This is a genomic window from Halomonas sp. OfavH-34-E, assembly GCF_024124525.1.
GTDB classification, from domain to species: Bacteria; Pseudomonadota; Gammaproteobacteria; order Pseudomonadales; family Halomonadaceae; genus Halomonas; species Halomonas litopenaei.
In genome coordinates this window covers 34853-50027 of sequence record NZ_JAMXRY010000007.1, presented here as the reverse complement: position 1 = coordinate 50027, position 15175 = coordinate 34853, and the positions used below count along the sequence as shown (strand labels likewise).

The following is a 15175-nucleotide window of genomic DNA, read 5'->3' as shown; positions in this document are numbered from 1 at the left end:
GGACCCCTCCTTCCCGACGGGAAGGAGGGGTAATGGCCTTAGAAGATGGCTTCGTAGGCGCCGGTACCCTGGGAGCCGCTGTGGCGCTCGACGGCGCTTTCGACACGGCGGGGCTGTACGGTGGGCATGTGGTCTTCGTCGAACAGTTCCTCTACGCCGCCACCCTGGCCGTCGCGCAGCAGGCGACCGCTGTTGGCGTCGACCCTGGCGGTGATGATGCCGGGCGGCTGTTCGGGGATGTTCTCCGGCTTGCCGGCCAGCGCCTGGCCCATGAAGTCGACCCAGATCGGCAAGGCGGCCTGGGCGCCGTACTCGGCGGTGGGGGTGTTGTCGTCCTTGCCCACCCACACGGTAGTAGCGTAGTCGCCGTTGAAGCCGGCAAACCAGGCATCACGCTGGTCGTTGGTGGTGCCGGTCTTGCCGACGATGTCGGTGCGCTCGAGTGCCAGGGCGCGGCGGGCGGTGCCGCGCTCGACCACGTCGCGCAGCATGTCGCGCAGCAGGTAGACGGCACGCTCGTTGGCGACCCTGGGCGCCACCTCGTAGGTCTTGCCGTCGATTTCTGTGGTGGTCTGGCCTTCGCTGCATTCGCGGCAGGCCACGCGGGGGCTTGCCTCTTCCACCAGGGTCTGCTGCTCACCCTGGGTGATCTTCTCGATGAACCAGGGCGATACCCGGAAGCCGCCGTTGGCCAGCACCGCGTAGGCGTTGGTCATCTCCAGCGGGGTCAGGCTGGCGCTGCCCAGTGCCAGCGACAGGCCGTTGGGTAGACGATCACGGGAGAAGCCGAAGTCCACCAGGAAGTCGATGGTGCGACTCAGCCCGATGTTCTGCAGAAGGCGAATGGTGACCAGGTTGCGCGAGCGGGCAAGGCCGACCCGCAGTCGGGTCGGGCCGAGGAAGTCACTGCTGGAGTTAGACGGGCGCCACAGTTCGTTGCTGCCGTCGTTGAGCACCACCGGGGCGTCGTTGATGACGGTGGCGGGGGTCACCTCGCCACTGTTCAGGCCCGCCAGGTAGATGAACGGCTTGAAGATGGAGCCGGCCTGGCGACGGGCCTGAATCGCGCGGTTGAACTTGCTGGCGTCGAAGTCGAAGCCGGCCTGGAGTGCGAGGATCGCGCCGGTCTGCGGGTCCATCACCACCAGTGAGCCCTCGGCACCGGGCTGCTGGGACAGGCGCCAGCTGCCGTCCTCGCGCTGGAGGATGCGCACCAGGTCACCCCGGCTGGCGATCTCTGAGGCCGAGGACGGTGAGGCGCCACGATAGCGGGCACTCTTGTAGGGCGCGGCCCAGTCCAGCCCGTCCCAGGACAGGGTGATCAGCTCGCCCTCATGGGCCAGCACCTGCATCTCGCGGCCTTCGCTCTTCACCACGATGGCGGGTTCCAGCGGGCCGTAGGTCGGGGTGCGCTCCAGCACCTGCAGCCAGTTGCTGACGTCGCCGTCGACGCCCTCGACGCTGGTCTGACTGCGCTCGGCCGCGCGACGGGCGGTTTCCATGACCTCGGGAGACTCGGACAGCTCTTCCTCCAGGCCGGTGCGCTCGGTCTTTTCCTGGGCTTCGGCCAGACTCTGAGGAATCTCGGTGTCCTCAGGCCCGCGCCAGCCATGGCGGGTGTCGTAGGCGATCAGGCCATTGGCCAGCGCCTGGCGAGCCATGGGCTGGAGCTCGCTGTCGATGGTGGTGGTGATGCGATAGCTGCCGGTATAGGCCTCGTCACCGAAGCGATCGGTGGCGAACTGACGGGCCATCTCGGCGACATAGTCGGCCTGAACCTCGGCCTTGGCCACGTGGCGACTGGCGGTGATCGGCGCCTGAACCGCTTCGTCATAGGCGCTCCGGTCGATGTAGCCCAGCTCGCGCATGCGAAACAGGATCCAGTTGCGGCGAATCAGCGCGCGCTCGGCGTTGGCCAGGGGGTTGAAGGCCGAAGGCGCCTTGGGCAGGCCTGCGATCATCGCGTGCTGGGCCAGCGTCAGCTCGTCGAGCGGCTTGTCATAGTAGACCTCGGCGGCGGCGGCGATGCCGTAGGCACGGTGCCCCAGGAAGATCTTGTTGACATAGAGCTCCATGATTTCCTGTTTGCTCAGGATCTGTTCCATCTGCAGCGACAACAGGATCTCACGCAGCTTGCGGGTAAAGGTACGATCCAGCGTCAGCAGATAGTTGCGCGCCACCTGCATGGTGATGGTCGAACCGCCCGACTGGATATCGCCACCGCTGGACACCAGTTCCACTGCGGCCCGGGCCAGGCCCTTGGGGTCGACGCCGGGGTGTTCGAAGAACGCCGAATCCTCTGCTGCCATCAGTGCCTGGAGCATTGGTTCTGGAATGTCCTCGAAGTCGACCGGCATGCGGCGTTCCTCGCCGAATTCGCCGATCAGCTGACCGTCGCGGGTATAGATGCGCAGTGGTGTCTGCAGCTCGAAGTCCTGCAGTTGACGGACATCGGGAAGCCCAGGAGCGAAGTAGAGGGCGGCACCGACGACGCCCAGGGCCGCGGCGGCGCCAAGCGATATCACCAGCCACACGGCGGAGAAAATGAGCGTTCTGAGATACTTCATGAAATCGCGGTGTCCATGCTGAGAACGAAAAACGGCGGGGCGAAGAGATGGGGTAAGGCAGTCCTTTGCGTCGGCCATTATAGGAACTGGGAGGGCCTGTCACCACCATTGTGACGAATTGCCCGTCTTGTTGCACAAAGTGCCGTCATGGATCAGTAAGGCCCGGCCCGGTTTTGGCTAGGCTGGCGCCACAGCGTCGTGCATCGGGCGCGGTGCCATGGTGGCAGTGTGATGGGCTCATGTGGTTTTCCTCGAAGGACAAGGGTCTGGTCGGTGTCGATATCACCTCTGCCTCGGTCAAGTTGATCGAGCTGGTGGAGGACGACGCCGGCCACCGCGTGGCCGGCTACGCGGTCAGACCGCTGCGTCAAGGGGCCGTGGTGGAGCGCCGCATACGTGATATGGGCGAGGTCATCGAGGTGCTGTCGCGGGTGGTCGAGCTGGCCTCTCCAGGGAGTCGAAAGGCCGCCGTGGCGGTGCCATCCCGCGCGGCGATAACCCGGGTACTGCGCTATCCGGCAGCGCTCGATGATGAAGAGATCGAGGCCCGTATCGAATGGGAGTCAGACAAGCACATACCGTTTCCGTTCCGTGAGGTGGCCTTTGACTTCTATCGCCTGGGGCGCTGCTGCGACGATCCGCAGTGGCAGGAGGTACTGCTGGTGGCCTGTCGTCGCCAGGACGTCGAGCAGTTGACCCAGGCGCTGGAGGCCAGCGGGCTCATGCCTGCGGCGGTGGATGTCGAGAGCTTCGCCATCGAGCGGGCCATCGCTGGCCTTTGCCGTCGTCGCCGACTGGGGGACGGCGCCCTGGCCCTGGTGGACGTGGGCGCCTACCTCAACACGCTGCACGTGGTGGTGGCCGGGCGCATCGTCTACAGCCATGACAGCCTGTTCGGCGGCATGCAGCTCACCGAAGCGATCCAGCGTCACTACGGTATCGGCATGGATGAGGCCGGCTTTGGCAAGAAGCGGGGCGGTTTGCCGGACGACTATTCGCACACGGTGCTGGGGCCCTTCGTCGAGATCCTGGTGGAGCACATCCAGCGATCGTTGCAGCTGTATCAGGTGTCGGACCATGTGCGTCCGCTCGAGCGACTGCTGTTGACCGGAGGTGGCAGCCTGGTCGCGGGGCTTGCCGATCGTCTGAGCCAGGCCCTCGGCCTGCCGGTCAGCCAGGTGGACCCGCTGGAGGGGATGGCGCTCAAGCCATCGCTGGACGCGGCGGCACTGCGCGGCGAAGCGCCGGCCCTGCTGACCGCCTGCGGCCTGGCCATGCGAGGACGACCATGAAAGATGTGACGATCAACGAGGTCCAGGTCAATCTGCTTGACTGGCGCGAGGCCGCTCGCGCCAGGCGCACGCGACGCTTCTGGCTGGCGGTGGCGCTGTCGGCGTTGGCGGGTGTCGGGCTCGCGTTGATGGCGACGCTGTGGCTGCAGTGGGGGTTGAGGCAGATGGAGGCCCGCCAGCGACATGTCGCCGCTGCCGTCGAGCGTCTGGAAGAAAAGTCCGCCGAGATGGTTGATCTCGAACGCCAGCTCTCATTGCTGGATCAGGAACAGGCGTTGCTCGAGCGGCTGCAGGACGAGCGGCGCCAGACGCTTGCGGTGGTCAACGCCCTGGCAGCCACCCTGGCTCCGGGGGTTCGCTACCAGCGTGTCGAGCGCATCGGCGACAGATTGATGCTCGAGGGCGAGGCCGTCGACAGTGCCAGGCTGGTCGAGCAGCTGCGCTCCCTCGAGCGTGCGCAGGTCTTTGCCGAACCGCTGTTGTCGCGGGTGGGGGCCGAGCAGGGCTATCAGCATTTTGCGCTGGAGATGACCCTCGCGGCATTGCCGGCGCTGGAGGCCTTGCCATGAATTCAGAGCAGGGCGGTGACGTCAGCTGGCGTGAGCGCTGGCTCGATGAGTGGCGCCGGCTCAAGGCGCTGGACTGGCGTCGGCTGGAGCTGAGTGAGGCCGGGCGCTGGCCGATGTCGCTGCGGACCCTGGTGGCGATCCTGGCTTTCGTGCTCGCCCTGGTGGCCATGGTGGTGGGCTATCTGCATCCCCTGTCACAGCGTCTGGTGGAGCTGCAGCGTCAGGAGCGAGAGGTGGTCGCCGACTTCGAAGGCCGCGCACGCGAGTTGGCGGAGCTTGATCGCCTCAAGCGGCTGTTGGTGGATCTCGATCAGCGTGTCAGCGAGCGGAGGCGCATGTTGCCGGATGGTGCCGCCATCCCATCGCTGTTGGAAGGCATCGGCCAGGTGGCCAAGCGTCGCGGGCTATCGCTGGAGGAGCTCGAACTGAGGCCGGCGCGCCCCCTGGAGCTTTATGTCGAGCGGCCTTTTGATCTGCGGGTGCGGGGCGACTACCACGCCATCGGTGGTTTCGTGGCTGATCTGGCCAACCTGCCTCGACTGGTGACGTTGCACGATTTCAGCCTGTCGCCGGTCGAGGGAGGGCTTGAGCTGCACGCGCTGGCGCAGACCTACAGTATTGGTGACGGGGCGCGCGTCGCCGATGCGCTGGTGGAGGGTTCATGAGGCGGCGCCGGCTGGTGGGCGTGCTGATGGGCGCCTTGTTGGGTGTGGCCCTGACGGGTTGCCAGCAGGCGGACCTCGACGCCCTGGATCGGCGTCTGGCCGAGGCGCTGGCGCCGGAGCTCGATCGGCGGCCGGTAGCGTTGCCCGAGGTAGTGAGCCTGCCGGTGCTGCAGTATCGCTACGCCAACGCGAGAAGCCCCTTTCGCTTCGAGGGCCAGGGCTTCGGCGGTCAGCGGTTTGTGCAAGGCAGCGGTCTTGCTGCCTTTTCCCTGGACGAACTTGAACTGGTGGGAGTGCTGGGTCGAGGGCAGCGGCATTGGGCGCTGTTCGAGGCGCCCGATGGTCATCTCTATCGGGTGGCGCAAGGGGAGATGCTGGCCAATCCGCCCGCCAGGGTCGCGGCGATCAGCGCTGAGGCCGTCAGGCTGGAGGCGGTTGCAGGCAAGGACTATCGCTGGAAGGAGCGTGTCATGAGGGTAGGCGAGTGAGCAGGCGACCTGATATCGGTTCATGTCGGACAGGCGAGTCGGCGTTTTCGCCTGGGCAGGCGATCGCGCGGTGGCTGGTGGGGCTGGTGGTCGGTGTGCTGCTGGTGTCGCCGGGCTGGGCGCAGGGCGAGGGCTATCAGGGCGCGCCGATCACTCTGAACTTTCAGGATGTCGAGGTGCGCTCGGTGCTGTCGGTGTTGAGTGACTTCACCGGCCTCAATATCGTCGCCAGTGACAGCGTCGCTGGGCGGGTGACCCTGAACCTGGAGGCGGTGCCCTGGGACCAGGCGCTGGACATGGTGCTGGAGAGCCAGGGGCTTGATAGTCGTCGGCAGGGCGACATCCTGCTGGTGGCGCCGGCCTCGGAACTGGCCGAGCGTGATCGCCTCAAGCTCGAGGCAGCCTCGCGGCTGGACGAGCTTGAGCCCCTGGTGACCGAGCATATCGAAGTGCGGTATGCCAAGGCGGCGGAGCTCGCCGCCTTGCTGCGTGGCGAGAACGGTTTCGGGCTGTTGTCCGATCGCGGGCGCGTGGCCACCGATCCGCGCACCAATACCCTGCTGGTCCAGGACGTGGCCAGTCAGCTTGACGAGATTCGCTGGACCCTGGCGCGCCTGGATGTGCCGGTACGCCAGGTGCAGATTTCGGCGCGCATCGTGGTGGCCCGAGACAACACCGCCGAGGAGATTGGCGTCAACTGGGGGGCACGCAGCCGCCACGACAAGTTGCCTGTGGGGAGCGGGGACGGTGCCCTGTCCGGGGCGCTGGGTGAATCGGTACAGATCGGTGATGGGGTCTTCGGCAATCGAGGGGATGCCTACGGTGGCCTGGGGGTGGATCTGGGCGATGCCCTGGATCCGGGTAGCTCTTTCAAGTTCGGCTATCTGGCCGGGGATGTGCTGCTGGATCTGGAGTTGCATGCGCTGGAGAGCGAGGGCAAGAGCCAGACCATCTCCGAGCCGCGGGTGATTACCGCCAATCAGCACACCGCCCTGATCAAGCAGGGCAAGGAGATCCCCTACCAGGAGTCCACCTCCAGCGGTGCCACCAACGTGGAGTTCAAGGAGGCGGTGCTGGCGCTTGAGGTCACCCCGCAGATTACCAGCGATGACCGCATCGTCATGGATCTGACCATCAACAATGACACCCTGGCCGAGCAGAGCTTCGACGGCGAGCCGGCCATCGATACCAACGAGATCCAGACCCAGGTGCTGGTCGAGGACGGCGAGACCGTGGTGCTGGGGGGGATTCTCACCACCCAGCAGCTGCATACGCTGTACAAGACGCCCTGGCTTGGCGATATCCCCTGGCTGGGAAAGCTGTTTCGCTATACCGAGGACGTCAACGATAAGGTAGAGTTGTTGGTATTCATCACTCCCCGGATACTCGACGACGGCCTGGCGACTCACTGATGCAGGAAGTACCCAACCTGATTCTGATAGGCCCCATGGGGGCGGGAAAGAGCACCATCGGCCGCCTGCTGGCGGCCGAATTGTCACGTCCGTTCTACGACAGTGACCACGAGATTCAGTCACGCTGTGGCGCGGATATCCCCTGGATATTCGATGTCGAGGGCGAGAGCGGCTTTCGTGACAGGGAAAGCGCCATGATCAGCGAGCTGGTGGACTACGACAAGGTAGTGATCGCCACTGGCGGCGGCGCGGTGCTGCGCGAGGAAAATCGCCAGCGTATCCGCGAGGGCGGTACCGTCATCTATCTGTTCACTACCGTGGAGCAGCAGTTGAAGCGCACCGCCAAGGATCGCAACCGGCCGCTTCTGCAGCGCGGCGATCGCGAGCAACTGCTGCGCGACATGTTCGCCCTGCGTGACCCCTTGTATCGCGCCACCGCGGACCTGGTGATCCGCACCGACCGCCGCGGGCCGCGCTCGGTGGTCAACGATATCGTTCGTCGCGTCCATCGCCTCCTCGACCCTCTCACCTGCAAGGCCTCATCATGAGCACACCCACGTCCGTGAATCCCTTGACCCTGACCGTCGCCCTGGGCGATCGCAGCTACCCCATCCATATCGGACCGGGGCTCGTCGATGACGGTGAGCGTCTGGCCTCCTATCTCAGCGGTCGCCAGGTGATGGTGGTGACCAACGACACCGTCGCCGCGCACTATCTCGAGCGGCTGACCTCGGCGCTGGCAGCGGCCGACGACCGCCTCAGGATCGAGACCCTGGTGCTGCCGGATGGTGAAGCCCACAAGAATGTCGAAGGCGTCTCGCGCATCTGGAACGCCCTGCTGGAGGCCGGCTTCAACCGCAAGGCCACGCTGGTGGCGCTGGGCGGCGGGGTGATTGGCGATATGGTCGGCTTCGCCGCGGCGTCCTATCAGCGCGGCATCTCCTTTATCCAGGTGCCCACCACCCTGCTGTCCCAGGTGGATTCTTCGGTAGGGGGCAAGACCGGGGTCAATCATCCGCTGGGCAAGAACATGATTGGCGCCTTCTGGCAGCCCCGCGCAGTGCTGATCGATACCGCCACGCTCTCGACCCTGCCCGAGCGGGAGCTGTCCGCGGGTCTTGCCGAGGTGATCAAGTACGGACTGATCCATGACAGTGACTTTCTCGGCTGGCTGGAAGATGAGATGGCTGCGCTGCGTGACCTCGACGATGTTGTGCTCGCCAAGGCCATCGAACGTAGTTGCGCGATCAAGGCCGAGATCGTCGCCCTCGACGAGACCGAGCAGGACGTGCGGGCGCTTTTGAATCTGGGGCACACCTTCGGGCACGCCATCGAGGCCTACATGGGTTATGGCACCTGGCTGCACGGCGAGGCGGTGGGTGTGGGCATGCTGATGGCGGCGGACCTGTCGATGCGCCAGGGCTTTATCGAGCAGGCCGATGTGACGCGCACCCGTCGAGTGATCGAGCGGGCGGGTCTGCCGGTGGCGGCTCCCAGGGAAATGACGGTTGAGGATTTCGTGTCGCGCATGAAGCTCGACAAGAAAAATACCGATGACCGCATGCGCCTGGTGCTGATGCGCGCGCTCGGTGAGGCCTGCGTCTACGATCAGACCCCGCCGGCGCTGCTCGGCGAATGCATCGAGGCCTACCCGCGGGCCTGATGATGTCAGTCTCCAGCGTATCGACTGCGACGCCCGCCTTGCGCGGGCGTTGTCGTGTCTGGGGCATGCCGAGCGGCAAGGTTGGCTTCGGCACGGGTGGCTTTGGCGTGGCAAGAGGCAGGCGCTGGTATCGCCTGAGCACGGCTTTACGGAGTGCGCTACGAGGTGCTGTCGACGGCTTCGGGATAGGGGGAATAGGCGCCGCTCATGCGTGGATCTGTATGTCGTATGCCTGATCGGCATGGGGTGTCGACAGTTTTTGCGACTAAAGTCTAGTGGCGAAAGGCGTACAGCAAGACTTGCTGGAAACGGCTTCCAAGTCGTTGACCTGATAAGGTTTTTTTTCGAAGCCTTGGTGCAAGCATCAGATTTACGGTGTTTTTTTATCGGGCGTGCGCGGCGGGGAGATTGCGCGAGGGCGGGGGGCTGGCTATGCTGGGTACCCATTTTTCGTGCAGTTAGCGAAAGCCCTTAAGGGCTTAAAATCAAAAGAAAAACCGATAATAATATCGCGATTATGCTGTGACTACAACCCTTTCACCTGAGGCGCGCCCATGAACAGAGGTCTTCACCAGCCCGGCGAGTTCCGTGACAACTGCGGGTTTGGCCTGATCGCCCACATGGAAGGGCAGGCTAGCCATGAACTGCTCAGTACTGCCATCGAATCCCTGACCTGCATGACCCACCGTGGCGGTATCGCTGCCGACGGCAAGACCGGTGACGGCTGTGGCCTGCTGTTGAAGATGCCCGACGGCTTCATGCGCCACGCCGCCAAGGAAAGCCTGGGTATCGAACTGGGCGACAGCTATGCCGTGGGCGTGATCTTCCTGCCCGACGACGACCAGCGTGAGGAGCGCGCCCGCCAGGTGCTCGAGGCGAGCCTGACAGAGCGTGGTGTCAAGGTGCTCGGCTGGCGCGAGGTGCCGGTGGACCCCAGCGTGTGCGGCCCGATGGCGCTGGAGTGCCTGCCGCGTATCCGTCAACTGTTCGTCGAGCCCGGTGACGCCGAGGAAGCCTTTGACGTCTCGCTGTTCATGGCCCGCCGACTGGCCGAGCAGGCGCTGATCGACGAGCCGGACTTCTACGTCAGCTCGCTGTCCAGCGACGTCGTCTCCTACAAGGGACTGGTGATGCCGGTGGACCTGCCGGCTTTCTATCAGGACCTGGGTGACGAGCGCCTGGAAACCGCCATCTGCGTGTTCCACCAGCGTTTCTCCACCAACACCGCGCCGCGCTGGCCGCTGGCTCAGCCGTTCCGTCTGCTGGCCCACAACGGCGAGATCAACACCATCGAGGCCAACCGTGGCTGGGCCAACTCGCGCAAGGAGAACTTCGTCTCCGAGCGGCTGCCCGACATCGCCAGCCTCGACCAGATCGTCAATACCACCGGTTCCGACTCCTCGAGCATGGACAACATGCTCGAGGTGCTGCTGACCGGCGGCATGGAGCTGCATCGGGCGGTGCGCATGATGGTGCCGCCGGCCTGGCAGAACGTGGAGATCATGGACGGCGATCTGCGTGCCTTCTATGAGTACAATTCCATGCACGTGGAGCCCTGGGATGGACCCGCCGGTGTGGTCATGACCGATGGCCGTCAGGCCCTGTGCATGCTCGACCGCAACGGCCTGCGCCCGGCGCGCTGGGTGATCACCCGCAACGGCTTCATCACCCTGGCTTCCGAGATCGGTACCTACGACTACAAGCCCGAGGACGTGGTGGCCAAGGGCCGTGTCGGCCCCGGTCAGGTCCTCGCCGTGGACACCGCGACCGGCGAAGTGCTGCACACCAGCGACATCGACGAGCGGCTGAAGTCGGCCTATCCCTACAAGCGCTGGCTCAAGCAGGAGGCTCAGTTCCTGGAGTCCGCGCTGACCGAGCTCGCCGCCTTCAAGAACATGGACTCCGACACCCTTCAGGTGCAGCAGAAGATGTTCCAGGTCAGCTTCGAGGAGCGTGACCAGGTGCTGCGTCCGCTGGGCGAGAGCGGCCAGGAAGCGGTGGGCTCCATGGGTGACGACACCCCCATGGCGGTGCTCTCCGGCAAGCACCGGATGCTGTCGGACTACTTCCGTCAGAAGTTCGCCCAGGTCACCAACCCGGCCATCGATCCGCTGCGCGAAGCCATCGTGATGTCGCTGGAGACCTGCATCGGTGCCGAGCGCAACGTGTTCAAGGCGACCCCGGAGCATGCCCACCGTATCGTGCTGACGACCCCGATCCTGTCGCCGCGCAAGTTCACCGCTCTGGTAGGCCAGGACGACCCGGCCTTTGCCAGCCAGCGTCTGTCGCTGGGCTATGACCCGGAGCAGACAGGGCTCAAGGCGGCGCTGCTCGAACTGTGTCGCGAGGCCGAGGCGGCGGTTCACGAGAACAAGGTGATCCTGGTGCTGTCCGATGCCGACCTGCCCCAGGGGCAGGTGCCGATCCATCCGGCGCTGGCGGTGGGCGCGATCCACAACGAACTCGGTCGCAAGGCCCTGCGCCCGCGGGTCAACCTGATCGTCGAGACCGGCTACGCCCGTGACGCCCACCAGATGGCGGTGCTGTTCGGAGTGGGCGCCACCGCGGTCTATCCGTGGCTGGCCTACCAGGTGATGGCCGACATGCATCGCACCGGTGAGCTGTCAGGCAATCCGGCGGACGCCCGCGAGAACTACCGCAAGGGCCTGCAGAAGGGGCTGTTCAAGATCCTCTCCAAGATGGGCATCTCGACCCTGGCCTCCTACCGTGGTTCGCAGCTGTTCGAGGCGGTGGGTCTGTCCTCCGAGGTGATGGATCTTTGCTTCACCGGCATGGCCTCGCGCATCGAGGGCACCGGCTTCAACGAGATCCAGCTGACTCAGGTGGCGCTGGCAAAGGACGCCTGGAAGCCGCGCAAGGGCATCTCCCAGGGCGGCCTGATGAAGTACGTCCATGGTCACGAGTACCACGCCTACAACCCCGATGTGGTCAAGGCGTTGCAGGAGGCGGTGCAGGAGGGCGACTACGCCAAGTGGAAGAAGTTTGCGCAGCTGGTCAATGATCGCGCGCCCGCCACCATCCGTGACCTGCTGAAGCTGAAGCCCGCCGCCGAGGCGTTGCCGCTCGAGGAAGTCGAACCGGTCGAGGACCTGCTGCCACGCTTCGACAGCGCCGGCATGTCGCTGGGTGCGCTGTCGCCGGAGGCTCACGAGGCCCTGGCCCAGGCCATGAACGAGGCCGGTGGGCGCTCCAACTCCGGTGAGGGTGGTGAGGATCCGTCGCGTTACGGCACCATCAGAAGCTCCAAGATCAAGCAGATCGCCTCCGGGCGCTTCGGTGTCACCCCGGCCTACCTGGTCAACGCCGAGGTGCTGCAGATCAAGGTGGCCCAGGGCGCCAAGCCCGGCGAGGGTGGCCAGCTTCCCGGTGGCAAGGTCAACGAGTTGATCGCCCGGCTGCGTTATTCGGTGCCGGGGGTGACCCTGATCTCGCCGCCGCCGCACCACGACATCTACTCCATCGAGGATCTGGCCCAGCTGATCTTTGACCTCAAACAGGTCAATCCCGACGCCCAGGTATCGGTCAAGCTGGTCTCCGAGCCCGGCATCGGCACCATCGCCACCGGCGTGGCCAAGGCCTACGCTGACCTGATCACGGTGTCCGGCTACGACGGCGGCACCGCGGCGAGCCCGCTGACCTCGATCAAGCACGCCGGTTCACCCTGGGAGCTGGGCCTGCCGGAGGTGCATCAGGCGCTGCGCATCAACGGCCTGCGCGACAAGATCCGGCTGCAGACCGACGGCGGCCTGAAGACCGGCCTGGACGTGATCAAGGCGGCGATTCTTGGCGCCGAGAGCTTCGGCTTCGGTACCGCACCGATGGTGGCGCTGGGCTGCAAGTACCTGCGCATCTGCCACCTCAACAACTGCGCCACCGGTGTCGCCACCCAGATGCAGTACCTGCGCGACGAGCACTTCCGTGGCACCGTCGACATGGTCAAGCACTACTTCCGCTTCATCGCCGAGGAAGTGCGCGAGCTGATGGCGCTGGTGGGTGTGCGCAAGCTCACCGACCTGATCGGGCGCACCGACCTGCTCGAGGTGTTCGAGGGGCTGACGCCTTCGCAGCACAAGCTTGACCTGACGCCTTTGCTGGCCAACGACCATGTGCCGGCAGATGCCCCTCAGTATTGCCAGGTCAGCCGTAACGTGCCGCATGACCCGGGTGCCAAGAACCTCGAGGTGCTGGAGGCGCTAAAGGACGCCATCGAGTCCAAGGGCGGGGCCGACGTGTCCTTCACCATCACCAACTGTGATCGTTCGGTGGGTGCGCTGACTTCCGGTGCCATCGCCAAGCGTTACGGCGAGGCGGGTCTTGACGACGCGCCGGTGACCGCGCGCTTCACCGGTGTCGCCGGTCAGAGCTTCGGGGTGTGGAACGCCCGTGGTCTCAATCTGTACCTGGAAGGTGACGCCAACGACTACGTCGGCAAGGGCATGAATGGCGGCAAGATCGTCATCACCCCGCCGAAGAGCAGTCAGTTCGAGAGCCACAAGACGGCGATCATCGGCAACACCTGCCTGTACGGCGCCACCGGCGGCAAGCTGTTTGCCGCGGGTACCGCCGGCGAGCGCTTCGGCGTGCGCAACTCCGGCGCCCACGCGGTCATCGAAGGCTCGGGCGATCACTGCTGCGAGTACATGACCGGCGGCATCGTCTGCGTGCTCGGCGAGACCGGCGTCAACTTCGGTGCGGGCATGACCGGCGGCTTCGCCTACGTGCTCGACGAGGATCGCTGCTTCGTCGACCGTTACAACCACGAACTGGTGGAGATCCATCGGGTCAACACCGAGGCCATGGAGGCCTATCGGAGACACCTCAGGGAAACCATCGAGGAGTATGTGGCCGAGACCGGATCATTGCGCGGTCAGGCGATCCTCGAGGACTTCAGCGACTTTATCCGCCACTTCTGGCTGGTGAAGCCCAAGGCGGCGAGCCTGAATGGCCTCTTGGCCCAGTCCACGCGTCAGCCCGAATAACCCGACGGCGTCCCGAACAAGGCAGGAGAACATCATGGCAAACCGTTTGAACAACGACTTTCAGTTCATCGACGTCGGTCGTCAGGATCCGCAGAAGAAGGCGGCGCGCACCCGCGCCCGCCAGTTCGCCGAGATCTACGAGCCGTTCAAGCCCATGGAGGCGGCCAGCCAGGCGCATCGCTGCCTGCACTGCGGTAATCCCTACTGCGAGTGGAAGTGTCCGGTCCACAACTACATTCCCAACTGGCTGCAGCTGGTCAGCGAAGGCAACATCCTCGAGGCGGCGGAGATGTCGCATCGCACCAACTCGCTGCCCGAAGTGTGTGGCCGGGTGTGCCCCCAGGACCGCCTGTGCGAGGGTGACTGCACCCTCAATGACGGCTTCGGCGCGGTGACCATTGGTTCGGTGGAGAAGTACATCACCGACACCGCCTTCGCCATGGGCTGGCGCCCGGACATGAGCCAGGTGACCTGGACCGACAGGAAGGTCGCGATCATCGGCGCGGGCCCCGCTGGCCTCGGCTGCGCCGACATCCTGGTGCGCAACGGCGTCAAGCCGGTGGTCTTCGACAAGTACGCCGAGATCGGCGGCCTTCTGACCTTCGGCATCCCCGAATTCAAGCTCGAGAAGACGGTAATGGAACGTCGTCGTGCGGTGTTCGAGGAGATGGGCGTGGAGTTCCGCCTCAACGTCGAGGTGGGCAAGGACGTCGCCTTCGAGGATCTGTTGGCGAAGTACGACGCCGTGTTCCTCGGCATGGGCACCTATACCTATATGGAAGGTGGCTTCCCCGGCGAGGACCTGCCCGGGGTGCACAAGGCGCTCGACTACCTGATCGCCAACGTCAACCACCGCCTGGGCTTCGAGAAGAATCCCGAGGACTTCGTCTCGCTGGAAGGTCAGCGTGTGGTGGTGCTGGGTGGTGGCGATACCGCCATGGACTGCAACCGTACCGCCATTCGCCAGGGCGCCCGTGAGGTGACCTGCGCCTACCGCCGTGACGAAGAGAACATGCCGGGCTCCCGGCGTGAGGTGGCCAATGCCCGCGAGGAAGGCGTGGACTTCCTGTTCAATCGTCAGCCGGTGGCGGTGGTCGGTGAAGAGCGGGTCGAAGGCGTCAAGGTGGTGCGTACCCGCCTGGGCGAAGCCGACGAGAACGGCCGTCGCCGTCCCGAGGTGGTGCCGGGCTCCGAGGAGATCATCCCCGCCGACGCCGTGGTCATCGCCTTCGGCTTCCAGCCGAGCCCGGCGCCCTGGTTCGAGTCGGTGGGCATCGAGGTCGACGAGCGTGGCCGGGTCAAGGCGCCTGAGCATGGCAGCTTCGCCTTCCAGACCACCAACGAGAAGATCTTTGCCGGTGGCGACATGGTGCGCGGCTCCGATCTGGTGGTGACTGCGGTCTATGAAGGTCGCCAGGCCGGTGAGGGCATCCTCGACTACCTCGACATCTGAGGCTCTGCCGAGCCCCGTCCCCCGTTGTGAGAACCATGGCGGAGGGGCGGGGCGGTTTCTCCAGGA

Annotated in this window: 10 protein-coding genes; 9 read left to right on the top strand and 1 reads right to left on the bottom strand. The window is 65.1% G+C overall.

Annotated features, from left to right (window positions below; all coding sequences use genetic code 11):
* Positions 1–38 precede the first annotated feature (38 nt).
* Positions 39–2567, bottom strand: a complete 2529-nt coding sequence (locus NH448_RS04875; RefSeq protein WP_253028464.1) for a penicillin-binding protein 1A — start codon at positions 2565–2567, stop codon at positions 39–41.
* A 239-nt stretch (positions 2568–2806) separates the two neighbouring features.
* Here NH448_RS04875 and pilM point away from each other — a divergent pair, with 239 nt between their 5' ends.
* The 9 genes from pilM (at position 2807) to NH448_RS04830 (ending at position 15109) form a co-directional block, all read left to right on the top strand.
* A complete protein-coding gene (gene pilM / locus NH448_RS04870; protein ID WP_253028463.1) occupies positions 2807–3859 on the top strand; it encodes a type IV pilus assembly protein PilM in 1053 nt (350 codons plus the stop codon).
* Positions 3856–4428 (top strand): PilN domain-containing protein, encoded by a 573-nt coding sequence (locus NH448_RS04865; protein WP_108132309.1) that lies wholly within the window; start codon positions 3856–3858, stop codon positions 4426–4428. The genes pilM and NH448_RS04865 overlap by 4 nt, the downstream gene beginning before the upstream one ends.
* Complete coding sequence (pilO, locus tag NH448_RS04860) at positions 4425–5093, top strand: type 4a pilus biogenesis protein PilO (protein WP_045991141.1); 669 nt, start codon at positions 4425–4427, stop codon at positions 5091–5093. Before NH448_RS04865 ends, pilO begins: the two co-directional genes overlap by 4 nt.
* Positions 5090–5581: a pilus assembly protein PilP gene (locus tag NH448_RS04855; protein WP_222570018.1), complete on the top strand. Its 492-nt coding sequence runs from the start codon at positions 5090–5092 to the stop codon at positions 5579–5581. The genes pilO and NH448_RS04855 overlap by 4 nt, the downstream gene beginning before the upstream one ends.
* Positions 5578–6993 (top strand): type IV pilus secretin PilQ, encoded by a 1416-nt coding sequence (pilQ, locus tag NH448_RS04850; RefSeq protein ID WP_345840324.1) that lies wholly within the window; start codon positions 5578–5580, stop codon positions 6991–6993. Before NH448_RS04855 ends, pilQ begins: the two co-directional genes overlap by 4 nt.
* Entirely contained in the window at positions 6993–7541 is a 549-nt protein-coding gene (aroK, locus tag NH448_RS04845) for a shikimate kinase AroK (protein WP_045991139.1), read from the top strand. The genes pilQ and aroK overlap by 1 nt, the downstream gene beginning before the upstream one ends.
* A complete protein-coding gene (gene aroB / locus NH448_RS04840) occupies positions 7538–8656 on the top strand; it encodes a 3-dehydroquinate synthase (RefSeq protein ID WP_253028462.1) in 1119 nt (372 codons plus the stop codon). The genes aroK and aroB overlap by 4 nt, the downstream gene beginning before the upstream one ends.
* A 554-nt stretch (positions 8657–9210) precedes the next feature.
* Positions 9211–13656 carry a glutamate synthase large subunit gene (gene gltB, locus NH448_RS04835; protein WP_108449771.1) on the top strand — a complete coding sequence of 1482 codons (4446 nt, stop codon included), beginning with the start codon at positions 9211–9213 and terminating at the stop codon, positions 13654–13656.
* A 34-nt stretch (positions 13657–13690) separates the two neighbouring features.
* Positions 13691–15109: an FAD-dependent oxidoreductase gene (locus tag NH448_RS04830; RefSeq protein ID WP_045991136.1), complete on the top strand. Its 1419-nt coding sequence runs from the start codon at positions 13691–13693 to the stop codon at positions 15107–15109.
* Positions 15110–15175: the final 66 nt, after the last annotated feature.